A 21882-nucleotide genomic window follows, 5' to 3' on the forward strand; every position below is an offset into this window, starting at 1 on the left:
TGGTTATGGGACTATGCTTGTGTAAAAATGTGACCTAATCCACATTTTTGCATTTCAGGATTAAGTGGATTTCACTAAGCCCATTCCTTCAATGAGAAGTAGGAGTGGGCTTTTTTTATTCTTTGAATGTCTCATCTAAAGCTTGTTGAACGGCTTCAATACGTGACTTACATGCTTTATAAGCCGTAATAGATTCTTCAACAATTTTCATTAAATTATCAATATCTGGGCTTTCTTGAGATTCTAATAATTCGGCATTTTTCTTCAAAATGTCATGACCATCTTTAAACGTTAACTCTTCATTCTTCATTTGGAATTACCTGCGTAATGTTGGCTTCAACCACACCATCTTGCATCTCAATAGCAATGGCGGGGCTTGAAATTTGATGTATAGAGCGAATCGCTTTACCTTCTGATCTCACAATTGCATAGCCCTTGGCTTGAACCTGTTTCGGGTTTTGCAAAAGGATTTCTTTCATCAAAGATTCGATTTGGGCTAATGAAAATTTAACTTGTTGCTGTGAGCTAAACTGAATACGTTCTTTCATCTGGTCAAGCAAACGATGGGCCGAGCTAAGTTGACTCTGTGCCGAAGATTTTATGTGATGAAGCAGTTGATCATTCTTGTTTTGATAGGTCGTGATTTGATGCTGAGAAAGTAGCTTAATCGTTTGTAGACTATCTACAGCTTCTTGTACGCGTTCAACAATGTGGTTTCGAATACCAGCAATCACTTTACTTGGTGTATCAAATGAGCGATGAGCAATTTCATCAAGAATTGTACGGTCTTTTTCATGCCCGATGCCTACCCAAATGGGTACACTACGTTTGCAAAGTAGGGCGGCAAGTTCATAGTCATTTAAATAAGCTAAATCATTCACCGATCCACCACCGCGAATAATCACAATTAAATCAGGTGGAAAGTTAAACGTGCTGGCCCATTGTCTTAAACCTGAACCTAAGGATTCAATCAAACTGGTTGCAGCCGTGTTTCCTTGAAAAGTAGCGGTGTGATACACAAAATGGCAAACCCTATTTCGCTCAAGAGCATCTGCATCTTTTTTAAAGTCACCGAGGCCCGCAGCATTTTGAGGGGCAATTACTAAAACATTTTGAATATCAAAAGGAGTGGGAAGAAGTTTATTTTTATGGATTAAACCTTCTTGAGTAAGTCGTTCAATAATTTGCTGATAACGTTTAGCAATTTCACCCAATGTAAAGCTTGAGTCAATCTCTTCAATATTGACCGAAAATCCATATTGAGGATCAAAACGTGCTCTAATTTTGATGAGTACATTTAAATCACTTGAAATCTCAATCCCAGTTTCACGTTCGAACTTTAAAACAATTTTACTCGCTGAAAATTTCCAGATCGTAGCTTTACAGCTGGCAATAACTTTATCAGTCTCTGCATCTTTTTCTGCGAGTTCTAAATAGTAATGACCGCCCTTAATATTTAAATTTCGAATTTCTGCTTTTACCCAAACTGGCTCATCAAAAGCCACACGTATGACTTCCTGAACTGTGCCGAGATATTCACTAAGGGAAAACTGAGGTTCAGACATACGAACTAAAAATTAAAGGACCAATCTAGATAGTATAAAAGCCATCCAACCAAGGCAATTGTTGTCTATGAATATCGGGTTCTATTTAAAATAAATACAACAATTTAAAGAATTAAAAATTGAAATTGATATGTGAATTTAGACTGAATGGTTAAAATGAAAAAATAATAGAAAGAGAATTGTTAATAATTACAACCGATTAAAAAATAAAGTTTGCTTTATAAAATATATGAGCGTATAAAGCTTACTTCCAATTGCGGGGTGGAGCAGTCTGGTAGCTCGTCGGGCTCATAACCCGAAGGTCGTTGGTTCAAATCCGACTCCCGCATCCAAAATATTATGCTCTGTGATGTACCACTTTTCATAATACGAAAATTATGAAAAGCAATTAGCTTATAAATAACCCTATATAAAGCTAAATATTAAATTCTAGACGAACTGTCCATACCCTAAATCTAGCGTTCTAATTACATACCGTAAAATCACATGAGCTCAGTGATGAGTGAATGATTGTGAATATAGTAAATGAGTGGCACATCGCCACAGCCGTAAATGGCAACGAAATTAATGTGAGGATTGTTCCTCATGTGCGTAAACAAAACTCTCTCGATGGATATCGTTGGGTCGAAGTTGGTAAAAAAATTCAACTTCAGTCTGGTGAAGAAATTGAGTTAAACCAAGATGGTAAAAGCTTCTATACCGGATTTAATCAACTTTATCGTTTAAATACATATTGTTGATAAAACCATGGTAATAAAGCGAGAAAACCTATCTCTTTTAAAGGAGATAGGTTTTTTTATGTCTATAGGTTATATAAATAATTAAAGTTATAAAAAGGTTGAAGTGATTAAAAAAGATTATCGTATTATTTTAATTATATTTAATAACCCAATTAGCCTGCTCGCCAGAACTGGCGCCCCATAACCTTAAAGTTTTTACCGTTCTCTTCTGTCACGCGTCGGTCTCTAAATTTTTCATTTAAGCTATGCAAAATTAAAGAACCATCTGCTTCTTTAAAAATCTGTTTGATCATTCCTTCTCCCGCAAAGTAAACCGCATAAATCTCGCCATCAATGACTTCAGTCTGTGAGATATCAATACCTACCAAATCTCCATCTTTAATGTAATCTGTCATGCTATCGCCCTTAGCTTTAATAATACGCATGCATTCTTGAGCAACGCGTTTTTCTTTAAAGAATGAAGCAGGGAATGGAATTTTTCCATTAATAGCATCAAAGTGAAATTCAATAGATTCACCTGTCCCGCAAGAAAAGTTAGCTTCTACAACTTCAATCCAAACATACTGATCGGTAGATTCTGCACTCACTACAGTCGGGCTAAATACATCACTTTCTCTAAAAGAATCTTCAGTATTCCCCGTCGTTAACCAATAACCATCTACTCCTAAAAATTGGGCAATTAAAGGAAGAAATGCAGATTTTAAATTTTTCCCTGACTCTAAAGCCTGATAGGCGGGTTGCGACATCTTTACAGCTTCTGCCACTTCAGCCTGAGTTTTTTTGGCTTTAATTCTAGAGTCTTTTAAACGGTCTTTAAGAGCCATAATGGTTACACCAGTAAACTTATAACAAATATATAACTTAAGTTATATCTAGTAAAACAACTATAGTTATTGACTAATAATAACTATAGTTATAATATCAGTTATATCTCAAGATGAGTAGAGAAATTTAAGAGGTGTCTAAGTCACTATTTATCGCTTTATCAAAACTTTGAGATACAAGCTAAATTTATTTTGTTTCTATAGGTAGCAGAATAAAAGGGAGATAGCTCAATTATTATTTGCAAACAGGCTATCAAAACAAAAATTGGAATAAAAAAAAGCCCGATTCCGTGGATCAGGCTTAATGTTCGTCGATAAAGGGTATCAAGAACATGAAGAATTTAACAAAGATTGTGAGGCCTAACAAAAGTTTCCGATATACGGCAAAGCTTTATATGAACTTTTTGGTCAAAAAATTAAGGTGTGTAAAAAGTTTAATTCCAAAAAATTTAATACTTTTTTACATTTTAGAAAAAGGAAATATTTGTTTATAAATTAATGTCTTAAAAGTAATTTGTTTGGTTCTTTAAGCTTGTTGTACTCGTTGAAACGTTTCGAACACATATTTGAAGCCATAGCTTAGCTATATTGCTCAAAGAATGTATCAAAACCTCAAGAATAACAAACGATAAAGACGCCTTATTAACGAGTAAGTTGAGTTGGAGATAGTGAATGACTACAGTAATGCAGAACAGAGCTAAACAACTTAAAAATGCAAAACGTGGAGGGTATATCCCAACAATTGCCAAAGACGTAAACAAATATAAGGTACAAAAAATAAAAAGGGCACTTGAGGAGGCCAAGCAGATTGTAAATGAGCTTGAAGATGAAGCATTCGAATTCGATGATCAAGTCTCTATGCAAAAAGCGATTGGTGCAATCACAGTGATTGAGTTGATTGAACAAGCCTTAAACGGTGCACACTAACAGGCTTTAGCATACAAACATTTTTTCTCGGACCCCTGAAATAAATGGGGTCAAGGATAAGTTCGTCTTGCAATTTAGCGCAGCTTTAAAGCGTTAGTGTTTTTTATTGACTGTAATAAAGAAAACGAAGGGTATTAATAAACATTGAAAACCGCAAGCTGGTCAACGTGTTGAGTTTTTAAGTTTTACCCTTTAGCGCAGGACAAAGTCATGGAAACAGTTTCTAGCAGTGGGTTAGCCACATTTTTAAATTTTTATAGTATTGCAATTATGGTGGCTCTAGCAGTCAGCTTAGTTGTCGCAGTCGTATTAATGATGCGTTTCCCTCGTTCTCCACAAGAATGGATTGTTGCTCTCATCTGTACAGTAGTTTCAAGCCTGACAGGCGGCTCATTCATTATTATGAAATGGAACCTGCATGAATGGGTATCCGATATTTGGGGAATGATCACCCTATCTGGATTCTTCTTTATCTGTGGTTTACCGGGCTGGGCTATTGTGAGATGGATATTTAACTTCATCAATAAACAAGAAGGTAAAACGATTTTAGAGGTCATCAAAGACCTAAAAAAAGCAAAAGATGATCTTCAAAATAGTTAAAGACAGTTTTAAATATATAGGTAGAATAAAATGAATATCGACCAATACTTAGAAACAGTTATCAGCCGAGAAGGCGGATATGTTAATCATCCATCAGATCATGGCCATGCGACTAAATTTGGCATTACAGAGGCAGTCGCTCGATCGAACGGATATCAAGGCAATATGCAAGACTTGCCATTAAGCGTCGCCAAATCTATTTATAAGCAAAAATATTGGCTTGAACCCCAGTTTGACCAAATTAATGCGATTAGCCCAGTTATTGCAGAAGAGTTACTGGATACAGCTATAAATTGTGGCGTCAATTTTACAAAGCCTTTATTACAGCGTGCTTTAAATCTGCTGAATAAGCAGGGGAAGGAAGATTGGCCAAATCTTGTGGTAGATGGTCAGTACGGACCTCTTACTTTGCAAGCACTAGCTATGTACTTAAAAAGACGTAATAAAGAGGGAGAAAAGGTATTGGTACGCGTTTTAAATATTATGCAAGGGCAGCACTATATCGAAATTACAGAGAAGAACCCAAATTATGAAGTCTTCTTTTATGGTTGGATCTTAAACAGGGTATCGTTGTAAAAATTGTAATTAGATAAAAATATGCTGAATCATCGAAATGCTTTAAAAGTCTAAATATGAGTTAAGGCTTTTAAAGCATAATTCTTAAAGCAATGATTTATTGTGCGATGAGTAAAATGGCAAGTAGAAAGAAAATAGCTCCACTGATTTTATTGAGTATAGAAAAATTATTTCCAGCCAACATCTTTTCTTTAAAAATTGAAGAGAAATTTGCATAGACTAGATGAATTAAAAAACCAATCAAACAAAAGGTTAAAGATAGAATTAAAAACTGATTTAAAATTTCTTTCTTTATATCGATAAATTGAGGGAAAAGAGCAATAAAAAATACGATTGTTTTAGGATTAAGCAAAGATGCGAATAGGCCCTGATAAAACAATTTAGATTTACTTACAGCTTTATCGGTTTGTTGATCGGTCATTAAATCTTGGGTTGCAAGTTTTTTAGTGAAGTTTTTATATCCGAGATACATTAAATAAAATGCACCAATAAACTTTAAAACCGTAAAAATAGTAGGGTTACTGGTAATAATAAGTCCTACACCGCTGGCAGAAATTACAGCAATCACAAACATACCAATAATTAAACCACTTATTCCAAACAAAGCAGTTTTAACACCATAGTTAATTGAATTTGTGACAGTAAATAAAACTCCCGGTCCTGGGCTTAATAGGGTAAGAAATGCTATTGTTATAAATACTAAAAGACCACTCACGCTGATATATCCTATTTATCAATTGAGGCAAGATTGTGCGGTTACTTTAAATGAGAAAATAATCGGTGTATACAGAAGGTTATGTATATTTAAGCCTTAAATAGATTAAATATTTAAAATATAGATTTTTATAAACAGGTCAGGAAAGTAAAACTATAAAAGTGAAAGCAACATAAACACACAACCTTAAAAATTGAGCGTGTTAGTATGCTAAGTCTATACCTCAAGAAATCTATAATATGACGAAAAATGAACGGCAGTTTAAATCTGGCGAGTTTCAATTTTCCTTTTTATCTTTTAAATATTGGGGTATATGGTTCTTAGCTTTTATTTTGATGTTATTCGCGATGTTACCTTGGGCTATTCAATGGCGCCTCGCTAATTTTTTATCAAAAATAGCATGGATATCTTTAGGTTCGAGAAGAAAAACAACGCTACGTAATTTACAGGCATGTTTTCCTGAAAAAACACCTCTACAGATTGAAACAAAGGCCAAGCAAGTTTTCGTCGACACCTTAACTGGTGTGTTTGAAGCCCTAAACGCATGGTACTGCCCAAACTGGTTTAAAAGCCGTGTTCACATAGATGGATTAGAGAACTTAACCAATAATCAGGAAAATGGCGTACTTTTATTAGGTACCCATAGTACGCTTTTAGATGCAGGTGGGGCAGCGTGTACTTTATTTTTTAATATGGATGTGGTTTACCGACCACAAAATAATCCATTTTTAGATTTTTTGATTCATCGTAGTCGGGCTCGAGTGTATAAAAATCAGATTGCTCGAGACAATATGCGCGGGCTCATACAAAACCTTAAACATGGGCATGCGATATGGTATAGCCCAGATCAGGATTTTGGCCTTAAGCAAGGTGTAATGGCATCATTTTTTGGTATTCAGGCCGCAACAGTTACAGCCCATCGTAGACTAATGGATATCTCAAAAGCAGCGGCAGTTCCTTTATATTTTTATCGAAGCGGTAACATTCGTAATCCGCAATATCATGTTTTAGTAGAGCCAAAATTGGACAACTTCCCAAGTGGCTGTGAAGTCAGTGATGCTGAAAGGGTAAACAAAATTATTGAGAACCAAATTCGTATTGCCCCAACACAATACATGTGGTTTCACCGACGCTTTAAGACACGTCCTGCTGGTGAACAGAAATTCTATTAATGTGTAAATAATTAAATGTATTTCTTTCAATTAAAATATCTAGTTTTTAATTGAAAGATCTTTAATTAAATCAATACGAAAGACGAAATGTAAACAGCATAGAATTTTTCTCGCTTTAATTATTTTGAATATCGATTGCAAATGATTTTGAAGCGTGTATAGTCGAGCATAACTAACAAAATATTCTTGTCATCATAAATTTCTTTTTCGCAGTTTTATTTATAAGTCTTCGGTTCATTCAGATATTTAAGTTTTCACGTCTATTTTTTAGTTAAATTGGTTTCCCCAATAATAAGTTATAATATTTTAAGATTTAGGATAAATATATGTCTACTACTACTGGTACAGTAAAATGGTTCAATGAAACTAAAGGTTTTGGTTTTATTGCAGCTGATGAAGGTAAAGATATTTTTGCTCATTTTACCGATATCCAAACACAAGGTTTTAAAGTTCTCTTGGAAGGTCAACGTGTTGAGTTTACTGTAGTACAGGGTAAAAAAGGCCCACAAGCTTCAAATATTGTGATTCTTCAGAATTCATAACTTGATAGGGCATCTATAGTTGTTTTAAACATATTATTTAAATAGAATATGTTTAAAGCTAAAGTGCTTTGATAGAGTTTAAGAAAACCCACTATATGTTGTGGGTTTTTTATAAGTTTTAATTAAACTTATTTTTAAAATAAAAAGCAGAATAAAAATACGCTCTTAAAAGTACTTCTAAATTTTTTGTTAAAATATAAGTAATTAGGTGTATGGTACTAAAATGGATATTTGTATTGGCGGCATTTTTGACGGTCAAAAAATAGAAAATCACAATGATTTTTTTAAGATAGAAGAGCATTACTCTGATAACAGTTCGAAGTATGTAAAACAACATTTTCACTTATTTGGAAAAATTTTTACTTTCTGGGTCTGTGATGAGATTGATCTGCAACAGGCAATCAGAAAAGCTGAGAGAATTTTATCGAATAAGAAAGAAACTCTTTAGTTGTTTGAACTAGAGCACTTCCGTGCCTTAATTTGGTTTAAAGATTTTCCTATTAAGTAATAGATATTCTTTATATAAGCTTAATAGAATTCGTTACAGAATTTTTTACAATACTATTGTATACGTTACACAGCTTAACATTTTTTTTGTGGTATTTACTAACAATAGTAATACATTAGGCTTAAGCTAAAGTTGTTTTATTTATTGCGCAAATAAAACAAAACCCATTTTAATAATTTATATTATTAAAGTGGGTTCTTTATTCAGACGGTCATCATTAATTCAATATTCATAATTAAATTATAGATAATATTTCTTTTTATAAGCCTCTCTTAAGAAAGGAAAACATTTTAAATGTTAAGTGCAGTACAACCTAGTATTTGTTTCATTGGAAGTAGTAATTTAGCTTTGGCGTTAATAGGAGGATTAGTTTTAAAAGGATTTCAAAAAGAAAAGATACATTTGATTGAAGAGAAAAAAATTAATGATTTAAATATTTTAAATCAAAAAGAAAATGGTTTAAAAAAAGCTGAAATTGTGGTGTTGTTATTAGATCCTAAACAGTTAAAAGAGACACTTATTCCCCTCAAAAAAGCGTTAGCAAATAAAATAATTGTTTCAATGATGGCAGGGATTGATATTGCTAACTTGAATCGTTTTACTGGTTCAAAAAAAATTGTTCGTGTAATTTCAAATCCTCCTGTACTTACGCATACAGGTACACATGTGCTTATTGCGTCAGAGCAAATGGACCAGCTTGATAAAGACTTAATCGAAATGCTCTATTCTGCAACGGGGCAGACTTTTTGGGCGCCGTCGGAAACTCAGACAGACGCAATTATTGCTTTATCTGGTTCGGGACCGGCTTACTTTTTCTATATTTTAGATAGCATGATAAAGACAGGGGTTTCTTTAGGACTTGATAAACAATTTGCTCTAGATTTAGCACTCCAAGCGGCTAGTGGTGCAGTTGAAATGGTCCGTAAAAGTAATGTCCCACCAGCAGATCTGTGTGGCAAGGTGACGTTGGCTAACGGGATTACCGAATCAGCACTCAGAATGTTTGAGTTAGGAAATGTATCTGATGATATACGTTTAGCTATGAAGGCCGCATATCATCGTAGTAAAGAAATCACTTCAGAAATTATTACTGAGGTGAGTTAGCGCTTCTTGAGCAAACTAGGCCTTTAAAAAGTATTCCCAAATCACGAAACCTAAGCCAAACCCAATAAAAGAGTAGAGAGTAATAATAAAGAATACAAAACTGGCCTTATTTTTTTTCTTCAAAATGTTCATGGCGATGCCTCCAATTCAGATTAATTACATTTTGAAGAATTGAAGGCTGTAATCATAGATACAGAATTTTTCAAAAAAAATATAACAGAACTATGATCTGTTATATTTTTTAGGTTTTCTCTTGGTAAATATTTTAAAATCAATAAATTAAGTAATTAACTGTACGTATTTAACCTTTTTATTCAATTAACATTAAATCGGCAGTATTAGCAGATTTGAGAGGGCGTAGGGCAAAGGTCGAACGTGTATGTCGAATCCCCTTAATTGAATAAAGTTTTTTTCTTAAAAATCGTTCGTAATGGTCAGCATCTTTGACTGCTACTTTAACCAGATAATCGTAGTCGCCTGTGACGAGGTGAGCTTCTACAACTTCAGGTATATCTGCTAATGCTTCACTGAAATTTTCTAGCATTTCGTCATCGTGGCGCTCTAAAGTAATTTCAATAAAAAAGACTTCATGAATGCCAATCGCTTTTGGGTTTACGTTTACCGTATATCCTTCAATAATTTTTAAAGTTTCCAGACGTTTCAGTCGAGTCCAGCATGGAGAAGATGAAAGACCTACTTCTTCGGCCAGTTGAGCAACTGTTAAACGGCCATTTCCACGCAATGCAGATAAAATTTTCCGATCTATACGATCTAGTGTGTATTCTGTTCTGTTCAAAATATAAACCAAAGAAGAATCTTCTGATAAAAATCAATATACTTCATTTTTATGCTGAGAATGTTTAAAAATTTTAAAAAATACAGGAAACATTTTGATTCAAAGGTACATACACTATTTCTATGCATCGAACCTTACTGGATAGAGGTTGGGATGGAGCAAAGAGCACTGTTTCAGTAAGGGTGACTAAACAGTGCTCTTTGCGGATTTCTTATTAATCTTTAAATCTATTTTATTAATTGGCATGGCATATAAAAATAAATTAAATAATAACTTTTATTTATCAATTGAAGAAAAACTAATCATTATTTTTTATCTAAATTTTCCTTTAATGTGATTCCATTACATAGAAGGAGCAAGGTTATGATCACCCAGCATGATATAAATCAAAAACAATATCAAAATAAATCTCTCGACTATTTAAACAGCCAAGCTCACTCTGAAGGTATTGAATTTAATAAATTTGTTAATGAAATTCAGAAATTTGAAAATGCTGTAGTCCTTGATTTAGGCTGTGGTGGTGGTCATGTCTCTTATAATGTTGCTCCCCATGCTGATCTAGTCTTTGCATACGATTTATCTCATGAAATGTTAGACACCGTGTCTAAAACTGCTAGCCAACGTAAATTAAAAAACATCTTTGTGCAGCAGGGCATTGCTGAAGATATGCCTTTTAGCGACCATCAGTTTGATGTGGTCATTAGCCGATATTCTGCGCATCACTGGCAGCATGTTCCGACTGCAATGAAGGAAGTAAATCGTGTTCTTAAGCCTGATGGCATTGTTATTTTTGTAGATATTATTAGTTCTAGTTCGCCTATATTGGATACGTTTTTACAGACCATCGAAACTATTCGAGACCTGAGTCATGTAAGAAACTATAGTGTGAAAGAGTGGGTCTATTTTATCGAAGATGCGGGTTTTGATTTGGTGGGTTTAGACAAACAAACACTTTCATTAGATTTTGATAGTTGGGTGAAGCGTATGAAAACGCCTGAAGATCAAATCAAAACTTTACGTTATTTGCAGGAAGCTTCATCTGACCTTGTGAAGAAATATTTCAAAATTCAAAATGACGGTAGCTTTGAAAGTCATGTGGGTTATTTTGTCTTTAAGAAACTAGGGTTTTAAATTAGCAGAATGAGTAAGGGTTTTAGTAGATTAGAAATGAATTAAATATCACTAGAACTCTTTTCTCGAATAGCTTGGATTATATTAAAGATGACTATAAAACAAATCTAATATGATTTACTTGATAAAAATTAATCACCCAATTTTATTAAGGTGATTAAGTATTCAAAAGAGAAGTGGTTTTATTTAATTTTCTTTTTATTAATAGACACTTATGAATAATTATTATTTAATACGCCCGCAATATTATCACTAATACTTTTAATAACTTTGTCGGGGAAATAATGCGTATTTTTTTAGTAACAGTTCTCACTTTATTAGTAGGAACATCAATTTATGCTAGTCAAGAAACTAAGAATCTTCTAGAGCAAACACAATGTGAGAAAGCAGTTGAACTACATGGCTTTTTAAGCCGTGCTCAACTTGATTGTAATTCTCACTATTATTCAGAAGAGTTAAAGGATGCTGCAGCAAAATGTACTAAACATGAGCTAGGCGATAAATACGGCAGAGAAGTCATGAAATTTGGTATGAAGCAATTTGAAGAGCGCAAAAGAGAAGATGCAAAAGGCCATCTGTGTAGTAAGGTTTTAAAAGATTATCCAAACTATATTAAAAAATAAAAAAAGTTTTAAAAACCTCTTCTAGCAAGCCGATAAAATGGATTTAATTATTCATTTTATCGGTGTATCACCCTATATAATTCGCCAATTAAAATAGAAAATAATCCAAAAAAACTGCCTAATATCACATTGACACATATAATCGCTCTTATTATTCTTCGTCTCAGAATAAGAGAGGGACGCCTTGTGCGTGCTGGTTCTATATGCCCAGTCTGCTAACCCTCTTTTGTTCTATTATTATTTTTACTAAATAATGAGTTTTAAAAAAATTAGTTAAATATTTTAATCCTATAAAAAACGAGATTTATTTAATTATTTTCTATCCAATATCACATTGACACCTAAAACCCCTCCGATTATCCTTTGCCTGCTGGCCACATTGCCAGTCGGCTTTGACAGGCCGCATACCCAAAGCACACGAAAAAGTCTCTCTTTTTTGTGGGCATCCCTGCGTGCCCCCTCTGCGGCGGAACGGGAGGGGGACACCTTCGGGTGTGCTGATCTTTTGGGTATCAGTCTGTCAACCTTCTCTCGTTTCGCCACCATTATTTGACAGTAATGTGGTGAAGCTTCTTTATACCCAAAGGAGTCCGCTATGCGTACTATTTCTTCTTTATTGGCCGTTGCCAAAGTCTCTTTATTCATACCCCTCGAGCAATCTATAAAGCGGTTCAATCGACTCTAGGTTTTCTACAACCTTAGCTCGTTACGACTAAAAAATCATAGCAACAATAAAACCTGAGATAGCTTAGGCACATTTTTGTGCTGCTTTTGCATGCCTGTTTTTAGCACTCATTTTAAGAGTGACGGCATTTCTATCTCTTTTAGATACAACAAAAAATTATTTAAACGGTATTCCTATGCCAAATTTAGAATCTTCATTTAGAGCACTAAGAGTGCTTCACGTAGCAAAAAACTTATTTAATCAATATGGGTTTCATAAGGTCGGGGTCGACCAAATTATTGCAGAAGCCAAAGTTGCCAAGGCTACTTTTTACAACGACTTTCACTCAAAAGCACGACTCATCGAGATGTGTCTCACTTTTCAAAAAGACGCGCTCAAAGTAAAAGTGTTTTCCATTATTAATTCTTACCGTGAGCAAATGGTGCTCGATAAACTTAAGCAGATTTACCTTTTACATGCCGACTTAAATGGCTTTTATCATTTACCCTTTAAAGCAATTTTTGAAATAGAAAAGCTCTACCCAGTTGCCTATAAAGTCGTGATTGATTATAGAAACTGGTTGGTTAGCGAAATTTATAAGGTGCTTTTAACCTTAAAATCTACGGCTTCACTCCAAGATGCTTACATGTTCTTATTTATGATTGATGGGGCAATGGTTCAGCTTTTAGATAAAAATGTGGTAGATGAAAGAGGTCGGTTGTTGGATTATTTCTTTTTAAATTTTGCTTAAGCGATAAAACTCATCTAAGAAAAAGCCTCTAAACAAGGAGGCTTTTCATTCTAAATAAAAATAGTTGCTTAGCTTAATGTCGCCGGTTTTGCAGACTGCACCATTCCTTCAAAGTATTGAACCGCAGGCGAACGAGCCATATAGGCTAAAGCTTGCTCGGTGTCTCCCTCATGAATTGGGTTAAATTTTGGAGAAACCCATCTTAACGTCGCTTTCCACAAATATTTAATGGTTGGTAAGTTGTCTGAGCGAGTCGCGGTTTTTTCAAATTCACGAATAATTTTGAAGTAGCCACGGCGCATCAATTTTTGAATATCTTCGTGCTCTAAATCTTGCTTACCTAAACTACGGGCAAAGTCAGCAAGGAAATAAATAAACAGTGGGAAAACAGCAGCCATAATCACTTGGCGTGACACATAAAAACCAAACTTGTTTGTTAAAAGGTGCTCAAATAAATCGTAGGCAACACAGCGATGTTCAACTTCTTCAGCTAAATGCCAACGGAACAAATCTGCCATAGCAGGGTCAGCTTGGTCCCAAGATTTACTGTCCAGCGTCCATTGACCAATGGTTCCCGTAAAGTGCTCGATTGCAGCAATCACGCCTACTCGGAAAAGTAACCAATATTCATCAAGCTTTTCGCCTTTTAAAAAGGGTATGCCGAGCGGTTTGTCACCCAATAAAATGTTAAAAACAAAATGGGCTCGGTTGAGTGTTTCTTGAATGTCGTAACCATTTTCACGTAAGAAGTCCTGTGCTTTTTCATGCGCACGTGCATGAGCAGCTTCTTGGCGGACAAATCCAATCACTTCTTGTTTTAGGGTTTCATCGGTAATTAAGGGCAGGGTTTTATTAAACACACGGCAAAACCAAAACTCACCAGCTGGCAAGAGCATGTTAATGCCATTGGCTACATGCGAGCATAGCGGATCATTCGGCATCCAACAGACGGATGAATCGGTAAAATCGAAATGTACCTTTCTGGCTTTAAGCTGATGATTCCCTGTGATCATATACGTCACCTTATTCATAATTGTTCATTTAATGCGAATGCACAATTTTTAGCACTAAGTAAAAACGATCACCATGTGCTTAAGGGACAAAATGAACCACAAAAAGGTTTGTAGAGATAAAAGCAGCTCTGTTAAAGACTAGTTAAATTTGAAATAAAACGAGGTTAGGTTTTATTTATTTTAAATATGAAATAAATAAAAAAAGCTCCTTTATAAAAAGGAGCCTTAGTTTTAGATTTTAGTAATAAACTAATTTTATTTTATTAGTAAAAAATAGCTTATTTATAAAAGCTAACTCTTTTATAGTTATATTTAGAAGTCTAGATCGCTTGCCACTGATCTTTAACTTCCTCTGAATTTTTATTCAGAATGACTTGGTCTTCTTTTACTTCCCCAATCCATCCTGTAGGAATAAGGTGATGTTGACCACTTTCGTCTCGGGTGAGCTTTAACTGATTTTCACCTTCGAGGTGATCGACTGTTCCTACTTTAGTGCCACAAGAAGCAATAACATCTGCGTGTTTTTTAATATCATTAATATTTAAAGTGTTCATTTTAGACCTCTTCTGTAGAAATAGAAAAACGGTAAGAACTAAATTACTTTAAATAATGAACTAAATGTTGAGTTTTTAATAAACCTTACATGATCGGTTTATAAGTTCACTTAATGGGTGTATTTGAATAACAATGAAATAATTAGATATAAAACTAATAATATTTATCTTTTTATTACAATTTATATGTTTATTTAAACAGAAGTATTTAGATATGGTTAAATCAAGTCTTATAAATAATTATTTGCAATGAATATTAAAATACCTATAAATATGACGATATTAAGTATCTTGAGTGAATTTGAAGCTGCCTTAGCTGAAGAGAAAAGTAAGCTTCGTATAGATTTGCTCAATCAATTGGTAAGTTTAACTCACAATTTGCCTCACCCAGCTTCTGGCCAAACCTATCAACGTTGGCAACTTTTTGCTCAGATTGCTGGAGTCGACTTAAGTTTAGCTAAGCTTTTTGAGTCTCATTGCGATGCTTTAAGCATTTTGAGGGAATTAGATTATCAACAACAAATAGATGACCAGACTTGGGCTGTTTGGGCGGCAGACGGTGGACCAGCGCCATTACAAGTGGAAGATAGTCTTTGTAATGGCATCAAGCTTTGGTGCTCTGGTGCGGAATTTATTTATAAAGCTTTAATGAGTTATAAGGACCCGCAAGGCCAAGCGCAGCTTTGTATTGTTGACTTAAGTCATCCATCCATTACGACCGATTTAAACCACTGGCACGCTGTAGGCATGCACGCAACACAGACTGCACGAGTTCGTTTCGAGAATACGCCTGTTCAGATGGTTGGTCAGCCAAACAGTTATTTAAAACGCCCAGGTTTTTGGCATGGTGCAGCAGGTGTTGCGGCCTGTTGGTTTGGTGCCGCCGTTCGTCTAGCCGGTTTTTTACAAGAAAGCTGTCAGGCAAATCCGAATCCTTATAAAAAATTGTATTTAGGCGAAGTCGCTCATCAGTTAGAAATCACCAAACAGTATTTTCAATATGTGGCCAAGCTTATAGACCATAAACCAACGCTAAGTCATGAGCGGGAAATTCGAATATTGCGTGCCCAAACAGAACAATGCTGTTTGAGTGTTATTGAAAGAGTAGGGAAAGCCTTAGGCGCTCGTCCTTTTTGTGAGGATGCGACATTTGCTCAGCTCATGGCTGATCTGCCTGTGTTTATCAGGCAAAGTCATGCTGCTTTTGACTATGAACAAATTGCAGAACTCTGTGTATCGGAGCAAAGCCTATGGGAACTTTAAAACATCCTTTAGTTGAAGACCGCGTTATTTTTGGTGAGGGTACGGCCAAAGAGCAATGGTTACAGGCATTTCAAGAACAACCGTTAGCAGCTTTAGATCTTGAGCTATTTCGCTCAAAAAGAGTGGTAATTATCGCTCCACATCCTGATGATGAAGTGCTTGGCTGTGGCGGATTAATGCAGCAGCTGATTGCACTGAACTGCAAGATTTTGGTGTTAGCAGTAAGTAACGGCACCCAAAGTCATCCTCACTCTACAAAATATCCTCCAGATCAGCTCAATATTCTTCGCCCACAAGAAAGTTTGGCGGCCTTAAATTGTTTAGAGGTAACAGAGTCAACCGAGCGCGTAGAGCTTAATTTGTTAGATGGTCAGATCCATTTGCAAACCGATCAACTGTGGCAGAGTTTAGAGCAAACTATTCAAGCCGACGATATTCTAATTTGTAGCTATGAATTTGATGGTCACCCAGACCATGAAGCCGTGGGTAAAACAGTACAAGCCTATGCAACCGCTAAGCAACTTCTATGTTTACACGTATTAATCTGGGCTTGGCATTGGGCAAAGCCTTTAGACCCACGCATTGATTGGCACCGAGCAAAAGCCTACCGCTTAACCGAAGAACAGCTAACTAAAAAACGTCAAGCAATTTTGCAGTTTAAAACCCAACTTGAAGCAGATGAAACCACGGGTAATGCTGCGGTTCTCTCTCCAAGTGCGATTAAACGTCTTTTAATGCCTTATGAGGTTTATTTGAGTGATTCATTCTCGCGTGTACTTTGAAGATTTATATCGTCATAACAGTGATCCATGGGGCTATGACGCTCATTGGTATGAAGCTCGTAAAAGACAAATTTGTCTCGCGCTGCTAACAAAACCCCGCTATCCAAAGGTGCTAGAAGTGGGCTGTTCAAATGGACATTTAAGTTTTCATTTGGCACAAAGAGCTGAGGAGTTAGTGTGTATAGACGTCTCTGAGTGTGCTGTTCGCTTGGCTTCCGAGCGTTTAAAAGAATTTGAGCATGTCGTTGTTGAAAACAGAAAAATACCCGAAGACTACTTAATTCAAAAATTTGATCTGATTTTAATTAGTGAGATGGCCTATTACTTATCCAAGGATGAATTGCATCAGTTTATTGAAAAGTTAAAGCATAGTTTAAATGATGATGGCGAGATTCTGTGTTGTCACTGGCGTCATGAAATTCAAGATTTTGAGTTAAACGCCGAACAAGTCCATCAAGCTTTTCAGCAACATTTCCCATTTCATCATTACCTCAGCTTAAACGACCCAGACTTTATGATTGATCTGTGGACGGCGAACACTTCCTCTCTAGCTCAGCAGGAAAAACTAAGATGAAAATAGGTATCGTCATTCCAGCACATAACGAAGAGCATTATCTATCTGCCTGTTTGCAATCTATTCAGGTCGCCATAGATAATATTTCTGGTTATGAGGTAGAAGTGCTTGTTGTACTCGATAGCTGTACAGATCAGTCGCGGTTGATTGTCCAAAGTCATCAGATTAATTGGATTGAATGCAACTATGCATGTGTAGGGCAAGCGAGGGATTTAGGAATCCGTCATTTAATCAGGCGTGGCGTCACTTGGATTGCATGTACTGATGCAGACACCGTGGTGAGTCCAGATTGGCTACGCTATCAAATCCAGCATCAACCCACAGATGCAATTTGCGGCACTGTGACGCTAGATGATTTTAGTCATCTCTCTATAACGAAACAGCAGAAATATTTAGCGCACTATAAAGATCAGATGGATCACGCGCATATTCATGGGGCAAATTTAAGTTTTAGTGCAGAGGTCTATCTTTTGGTTGGTGGCTTTGAGCCTATTTCATGTCATGAAGATGTATCACTAATCAAAAAATTGATCAATCATTGTTGCAATATTACTTGGAGCAATCTGGTTCGAGTAACCACAAGTAGTCGTTTAAATGGACGCGCACCTCAAGGTTTGTCGTATTTTTTAAATAATCTCTAATGACCTAAATCATCACTTCGCCCAATATCGAAATATTCTTTAAATTTTTATGGTCATATTTAATATTAATAATGCTACCGACTTTATATTTATAATGATCTTGCTTAGCAATAAGCACCTTTAGATTTTCAGTAATGATTTGGCCTTTCTCAGTTTGGAATTTTAATTTTATATAACATAAAGGGCGATATTGCACCTTAGCTAATGAGTCTTGAAAATATACGACCTCGGCAGAAGTCATCTTTCCTCGTTTATAAATTAAAAATCTTTGAACCTGACTTTTAAGAAAAAAGGTCCAGACAATATAGGTAAAGAATAAGCTGAACCAGACCACTCCAATAAAAGTCAAAAAGTCAGAAAATTTCACTCAATACAACCAGAAGCCTTCGTTTAGCACATTATTCTAAAGGAGCTGATAGCTTCGATCTACTTTCTAGAATCAATCTTAAACATAAATAGGTAAGGGAGTGAAACTAAGAGATTCGATTTAAATTTGAGTGGGTATATAACTTAGTTGTTGTATTTATGACTACATATGTAAACAAACCTTATTATAAATGTCCTTAACCCCTAAAATTCTAGAAAAGAAAGTTTTAAGGTGTATAGGTTTGGATTTTTTAAATTTTTTCCGTGATATTCGGGGTGAGTTAAGCCAATATCCTTGGCTAGAGATGTTTGTTTCACTCACTATTTTGATTTTATTTGCAGCAATAGCAAATTTTATTGCTAAACGCATTATTGTTCGGGGCGTTCGTCATTTAGTCACAAAACTCAAATCTCCGAATCAATCTATTTTTGCTCAGCATAGCGTTATAAAGAAATTTGCAAATATTGTTCCTGCCGTTGTGATTATGAACGGTATTGCAACGGTTCCTCATCTATCTCCGAAGTTTATTGCTTTTGTGGAGATGGGCGCGCAAGCATTCATTTTTCTTACACTCGCGCTTACGATCAGCGAACTGTTAAATATCTTTAACCTTATTTATCAGCGTAATCCGAAATCTAGAAATAAGCCGATTAAAGGTTACTTACAGCTGGTTAAACTCATTTTATTTGTTGTGTGTGGCCTCATGATTTTGGGAACATTCCTTAAAAAGGATGTGTTCACGTTACTTGCAGGTTTTGGTGCAATGGCAGCGGTATTAATGCTGGTTTTCCAAAACACCATTTTGTCTTTGGTGGCGAGTGTACAAATTGCCTCTTATGACATGGTGCGTATTGGTGACTGGATTGAAATGCCATCACTCAATGCCGATGGTGATGTAATTGATATTTCACTGCATACCGTGACTGTTCAAAATTTTGATAAAACCTATACCACCATTCCAACCAATAAGCTCGTGACCGATACTTTTAAAAACTGGCGCGGTATGAGTAATTCAGGTTGCCGTCGAATGAAACGCTCACTTTTCATCGACCAAAGTAGCGTTCATTTCATGAGTGATGAAGAGCAACAAAAGCTCAAAGACTTTTTGTTGTTAGATCAATACTTAAATGCAAAGAACTCTGAGATTGAAGAATTCAATAAGCATTTAAGCAATCAATCTCGTTACAACAAGCGCCGTCTAACCAATATTGGTACATTTAGAGCCTATGTTGAATTTTACTTACGTCAGCACAAGGGTATTGCTCAAAATCAAACCATTATTGTTCGTCAGTTACAGCCGACCAGTCAAGGGTTGCCACTGGAGATTTATGCATTTACCAACACGATTGCGTGGGTTTCTTATGAAGCAATTCAGTCAGATATTTTTGACCATTTAATTGCGATTCTTCCCGAGTTTGGTTTACGTGTTTACCAAGCACCTTCGGGTCATGACTTGCAAAGATTAACGGCAGAAATTCACCCCAGTTAAGTTTTAAGCTGTAAATAACAGCAGCTAAACGAATTCGAAAAAGCTCCCAGACGGGGGCTTTTTTTTACTCATAGTCTTCACAAAAGATTAGCCGGCAAACCAAATATTCTGATGATCACACATGGGACTCAAATGCTTAATACGTAGATTGTCTTGCTCAAAATCACCAATATTTCCAGTAATATCTAATCTATTGCCTAAGCCGATCTGCTGACCTTTATAACTTAAAGTGTTTTTTTCATCATCCCACTGAGCAGTATGTTCAGGGAAGACAATGAGTATATCCTTCACATAAAGACATCCTTGCTTTAACTCTAAATTTCCTTTTAAGCGTGCTGAACCAGAAACGCCATTAAACTGATAGACTGGGAGTTTTACAGCATCGGGACCATCGTCTGCTTCTTGTTGATGACATCCTGCAACAAGGGCAAATACCATGGTGTAAATCACTTTATTATAGATACCCAATTTTGTTCCTATAGGGGTTTTCATATATTTGATAGTAATTGACTAAAGTTACATATCAATCTTTAGATTGTTAAAGAAGATTTCATCCCATTACCGCTCGAACTTCAAAGTTGAAGACCAAATGAGTTTATTTATGGGGGATGAAATTTTTGGTTATTATAATTTATGTATTTGTATATTGTTATCTTTTTTCATCTGCTCTTTAAGACGTAATATGCCGTGTCATTCGCCAAAATAATAATGCCAGAAGGCTAACACCTGCGCCGAGTGCACACACGCCTAACCATCCAGCATAAGCATAAGTCGCTGTTGTACTAATTGCGCCCAATCCACTACCTACCGCATAAAAGAGCATGTATAGACCAACAAGCCGACTATGCGCTTCTGGACGAGTACGAAAAATCATACTCTGGTTGGTGACATGTAGGGCTTGTCCACCTAAGTCTAGCAATACGATGCCAATTACAAGTGCCCAGAGCGAATAGGACATGAGTGAAAGTGGAGCCCATGCAATTAATAATATTAACAGTGCCGCCAAGCTTGTACGCTGAGCATATCCACGGTCTGCCCAGTAACCGGCACGTGCAGCAGCCAAAGCACCAATCACCCCAACGAGCCCAAAAGACCCAATTACAGTATGAGAAAAGTTATAAGGCGGGGCACTTAACGGTAGTACCAATGCACTCCAGAAAATATTAAATGCTGCAAACATGAGTAAAGCTAACACACCGCGCACTTGGAGCACTTTTTCTTGGCGTAGCAGTTTCAACATAGAAGCCAGAAGTTGAGGGTAGTGAATGGCACTGGGTTGAATATTTAAATGAGGAAGTCGTTTCCAAAGGGGCAAAGCAATCATGAGCATGATGATGGCTGCACAAAAGTACACGCCACGCCAACCCGCCACATCACTAATGCCTCCTGAAAATACACGGGCAAGCAGTAAACCAATGAACACACCACTTTGTGCAGTACCGACCACATGTCCTTGCTCATGTGGGCCCGCAGCACTTGCAGCATAGGCAATAAGCCCTTGTGTCATGGCTGTGCCGAGTAAACCCACCGCAAGCATTCCTACCAAAAGAATAATCGTAGAATGGGCAAAGCCAACCACGAGCAATGCAGATATTAAAGCCAATAACTGTAGGGCCATTAACCGACGCCGATTTACCAAATCACCCAACGGCACTAAAAAGATTAATGCTAGCGCACAACCTATTTGAGTGGCTGTCACCACACCACCAATGGCGGCATGACTCACATTAAAGTCACTCGCCAAAATGTCGAGCAAGGGCTGTGCATAATAGACATTTGCTACGCTTGCACCACTAGCAATCGCAAATAGTAAAATTACTCCACGAGGCATGTTTGGAAGTGGTCTATCACTTTCGGCGGATGAAGTCGAAGATGCAAGAGAAGCTTTCATGGGCCTAAATCCAGTCAATCTAGTTTTAAAATGCAACTAGTTGAATGTTAGATTGTCTGGTTTTAAAATG

At 36.1% G+C, this 21882-nt stretch carries 26 protein-coding genes, 1 tRNA gene and 1 pseudogene; 17 read left to right on the top strand and 11 right to left on the bottom strand.

Annotated features, from left to right (window positions below; genetic code table 11):
- Positions 1-115: 115 nt before the first annotated feature.
- Together xseB and xseA are read right to left on the bottom strand one after the other, a co-directional pair.
- On the bottom strand, positions 116-310 hold the full coding sequence (xseB, locus tag ACXM0J_RS16360; RefSeq protein ID WP_002119890.1) for an exodeoxyribonuclease VII small subunit: 195 nt from the start codon (positions 308-310) through the stop codon (positions 116-118).
- On the bottom strand, positions 300-1565 hold the full coding sequence (gene xseA, locus ACXM0J_RS16365; protein WP_032006559.1) for an exodeoxyribonuclease VII large subunit: 1266 nt from the start codon (positions 1563-1565) through the stop codon (positions 300-302). Before xseA ends, xseB begins: the two co-directional genes overlap by 11 nt.
- A 255-nt stretch (positions 1566-1820) precedes the next feature.
- On the opposite strand from xseA, the gene ACXM0J_RS16370 reads away from it, so the two are divergent.
- Together ACXM0J_RS16370 and ACXM0J_RS16375 are read left to right on the top strand one after the other, a co-directional pair.
- A tRNA-Met gene (locus ACXM0J_RS16370) sits at positions 1821-1897 on the top strand.
- 174 nt (positions 1898-2071) lie between these two features.
- Positions 2072-2305 carry a hypothetical protein gene (locus ACXM0J_RS16375; RefSeq protein WP_005070233.1) on the top strand — a complete coding sequence of 78 codons (234 nt, stop codon included), beginning with the start codon at positions 2072-2074 and terminating at the stop codon, positions 2303-2305.
- Between the two features lie 152 nt (positions 2306-2457).
- On the opposite strand, the gene ACXM0J_RS16380 is transcribed toward ACXM0J_RS16375, so the two are convergent.
- On the bottom strand, positions 2458-3129 hold the full coding sequence (locus ACXM0J_RS16380; RefSeq protein ID WP_002119885.1) for an XRE family transcriptional regulator: 672 nt from the start codon (positions 3127-3129) through the stop codon (positions 2458-2460).
- Positions 3130-3801: 672 nt separating this feature from the next.
- Between ACXM0J_RS16380 and ACXM0J_RS16385 the strand changes: the two genes are divergently transcribed.
- The 3 genes from ACXM0J_RS16385 to ACXM0J_RS16395 all read left to right on the top strand — a co-directional run bounded on the left by ACXM0J_RS16385 (position 3802) and on the right by ACXM0J_RS16395 (position 5232).
- On the top strand, positions 3802-4056 hold the full coding sequence (locus tag ACXM0J_RS16385) for a hypothetical protein (RefSeq protein ID WP_086266312.1): 255 nt from the start codon (positions 3802-3804) through the stop codon (positions 4054-4056).
- 210 nt (positions 4057-4266) lie between these two features.
- Positions 4267-4656 (top strand): hypothetical protein, encoded by a 390-nt coding sequence (locus ACXM0J_RS16390; protein WP_086266313.1) that lies wholly within the window; start codon positions 4267-4269, stop codon positions 4654-4656.
- Between the two features lie 30 nt (positions 4657-4686).
- Positions 4687-5232 carry a glycoside hydrolase family 108 protein gene (locus ACXM0J_RS16395; protein WP_086266314.1) on the top strand — a complete coding sequence of 182 codons (546 nt, stop codon included), beginning with the start codon at positions 4687-4689 and terminating at the stop codon, positions 5230-5232.
- A gap of 97 nt (positions 5233-5329) precedes the next feature.
- Here the strand turns inward: ACXM0J_RS16395 and ACXM0J_RS16400 are convergent, their stop codons facing one another.
- Entirely contained in the window at positions 5330-5947 is a 618-nt protein-coding gene (locus ACXM0J_RS16400) for a LysE family translocator (protein ID WP_086266315.1), read from the bottom strand.
- 239 nt (positions 5948-6186) lie between these two features.
- Here ACXM0J_RS16400 and ACXM0J_RS16405 point away from each other — a divergent pair, with 239 nt between their 5' ends.
- The 4 genes from ACXM0J_RS16405 to ACXM0J_RS16420 all read left to right on the top strand — a co-directional run bounded on the left by ACXM0J_RS16405 (position 6187) and on the right by ACXM0J_RS16420 (position 9273).
- Positions 6187-7119 carry an LpxL/LpxP family acyltransferase gene (locus ACXM0J_RS16405; protein ID WP_086266316.1) on the top strand — a complete coding sequence of 311 codons (933 nt, stop codon included), beginning with the start codon at positions 6187-6189 and terminating at the stop codon, positions 7117-7119.
- 326 nt (positions 7120-7445) lie between these two features.
- Positions 7446-7661 carry a cold-shock protein gene (locus tag ACXM0J_RS16410; RefSeq protein ID WP_032037901.1) on the top strand — a complete coding sequence of 72 codons (216 nt, stop codon included), beginning with the start codon at positions 7446-7448 and terminating at the stop codon, positions 7659-7661.
- Positions 7662-7884: 223 nt separating this feature from the next.
- Positions 7885-8109, top strand: coding sequence for a hypothetical protein (locus ACXM0J_RS16415; RefSeq protein ID WP_086266317.1), 225 nt, complete (start codon positions 7885-7887; stop codon positions 8107-8109).
- Positions 8110-8463: 354 nt separating this feature from the next.
- Positions 8464-9273 (top strand): pyrroline-5-carboxylate reductase family protein, encoded by an 810-nt coding sequence (locus tag ACXM0J_RS16420; RefSeq protein ID WP_068563697.1) that lies wholly within the window; start codon positions 8464-8466, stop codon positions 9271-9273.
- A 15-nt stretch (positions 9274-9288) separates the two neighbouring features.
- Here ACXM0J_RS16420 and ACXM0J_RS16425 read toward each other — a convergent pair whose 3' ends face one another.
- Positions 9289-9405, bottom strand: a complete 117-nt coding sequence (locus ACXM0J_RS16425) for a hypothetical protein (RefSeq protein WP_002117441.1) — start codon at positions 9403-9405, stop codon at positions 9289-9291.
- Between the two features lie 178 nt (positions 9406-9583).
- Positions 9584-10069 carry an Lrp/AsnC family transcriptional regulator gene (locus ACXM0J_RS16430; RefSeq protein ID WP_031945309.1) on the bottom strand — a complete coding sequence of 162 codons (486 nt, stop codon included), beginning with the start codon at positions 10067-10069 and terminating at the stop codon, positions 9584-9586.
- 363 nt (positions 10070-10432) lie between these two features.
- On the opposite strand from ACXM0J_RS16430, the gene ACXM0J_RS16435 reads away from it, so the two are divergent.
- From ACXM0J_RS16435 to ACXM0J_RS16445, 3 genes are all read left to right on the top strand, one after another.
- A complete protein-coding gene (locus ACXM0J_RS16435) occupies positions 10433-11200 on the top strand; it encodes a class I SAM-dependent methyltransferase (RefSeq protein WP_086266318.1) in 768 nt (255 codons plus the stop codon).
- Between the two features lie 284 nt (positions 11201-11484).
- On the top strand, positions 11485-11823 hold the full coding sequence (locus ACXM0J_RS16440; protein ID WP_032006548.1) for a hypothetical protein: 339 nt from the start codon (positions 11485-11487) through the stop codon (positions 11821-11823).
- Between the two features lie 860 nt (positions 11824-12683).
- The gene (locus tag ACXM0J_RS16445) at positions 12684-13238 is read left to right on the top strand and encodes a TetR/AcrR family transcriptional regulator (RefSeq protein WP_086266320.1); all 555 of its coding nucleotides are present in this window, start codon (positions 12684-12686) and stop codon (positions 13236-13238) included.
- A 68-nt stretch (positions 13239-13306) separates the two neighbouring features.
- Here ACXM0J_RS16445 and ACXM0J_RS16450 read toward each other — a convergent pair whose 3' ends face one another.
- Positions 13307-14251, bottom strand: coding sequence for a metal-dependent hydrolase (locus ACXM0J_RS16450; protein WP_086266321.1), 945 nt, complete (start codon positions 14249-14251; stop codon positions 13307-13309).
- A gap of 320 nt (positions 14252-14571) precedes the next feature.
- Positions 14572-14805 carry a DUF2171 domain-containing protein gene (locus ACXM0J_RS16455; RefSeq protein WP_014206240.1) on the bottom strand — a complete coding sequence of 78 codons (234 nt, stop codon included), beginning with the start codon at positions 14803-14805 and terminating at the stop codon, positions 14572-14574.
- Between the two features lie 249 nt (positions 14806-15054).
- On the opposite strand from ACXM0J_RS16455, the gene ACXM0J_RS16460 reads away from it, so the two are divergent.
- From ACXM0J_RS16460 to ACXM0J_RS16475, 4 genes are read left to right on the top strand one after another with little or no spacing between them, the layout of a single operon-like run.
- Positions 15055-16068 carry an acyl-CoA dehydrogenase family protein gene (locus ACXM0J_RS16460; RefSeq protein WP_139841496.1) on the top strand — a complete coding sequence of 338 codons (1014 nt, stop codon included), beginning with the start codon at positions 15055-15057 and terminating at the stop codon, positions 16066-16068.
- Positions 16056-16850, top strand: coding sequence for a PIG-L deacetylase family protein (locus ACXM0J_RS16465; RefSeq protein WP_086266323.1), 795 nt, complete (start codon positions 16056-16058; stop codon positions 16848-16850). The genes ACXM0J_RS16460 and ACXM0J_RS16465 overlap by 13 nt, the downstream gene beginning before the upstream one ends.
- The gene (locus ACXM0J_RS16470; RefSeq protein ID WP_086266324.1) at positions 16825-17424 is read left to right on the top strand and encodes a class I SAM-dependent methyltransferase; all 600 of its coding nucleotides are present in this window, start codon (positions 16825-16827) and stop codon (positions 17422-17424) included. The genes ACXM0J_RS16465 and ACXM0J_RS16470 overlap by 26 nt, the downstream gene beginning before the upstream one ends.
- Complete coding sequence (locus ACXM0J_RS16475) at positions 17421-18065, top strand: glycosyltransferase family 2 protein (protein WP_213034480.1); 645 nt, start codon at positions 17421-17423, stop codon at positions 18063-18065. The genes ACXM0J_RS16470 and ACXM0J_RS16475 overlap by 4 nt, the downstream gene beginning before the upstream one ends.
- Before the next feature lie 4 nt (positions 18066-18069).
- On the opposite strand, the gene ACXM0J_RS16480 is transcribed toward ACXM0J_RS16475, so the two are convergent.
- A complete protein-coding gene (locus ACXM0J_RS16480; protein ID WP_086266326.1) occupies positions 18070-18432 on the bottom strand; it encodes a DUF3592 domain-containing protein in 363 nt (120 codons plus the stop codon).
- 241 nt (positions 18433-18673) lie between these two features.
- Between ACXM0J_RS16480 and ACXM0J_RS16485 the strand changes: the two genes are divergently transcribed.
- Positions 18674-19921: a mechanosensitive ion channel family protein gene (locus ACXM0J_RS16485; RefSeq protein ID WP_032003974.1), complete on the top strand. Its 1248-nt coding sequence runs from the start codon at positions 18674-18676 to the stop codon at positions 19919-19921.
- An 87-nt stretch (positions 19922-20008) separates the two neighbouring features.
- Here ACXM0J_RS16485 and ACXM0J_RS16490 read toward each other — a convergent pair whose 3' ends face one another.
- Entirely contained in the window at positions 20009-20413 is a 405-nt protein-coding gene (locus ACXM0J_RS16490; RefSeq protein WP_086266327.1) for a hypothetical protein, read from the bottom strand.
- Positions 20414-20545: 132 nt separating this feature from the next.
- Positions 20546-21812, bottom strand: a pseudogene (locus tag ACXM0J_RS16495) (MFS transporter).
- Between the last annotated feature and the right edge of the window lie 70 nt (positions 21813-21882).

The sequence above is a fragment of the Acinetobacter sp. GRABPA_MV_2 genome (assembly GCF_056725885.1).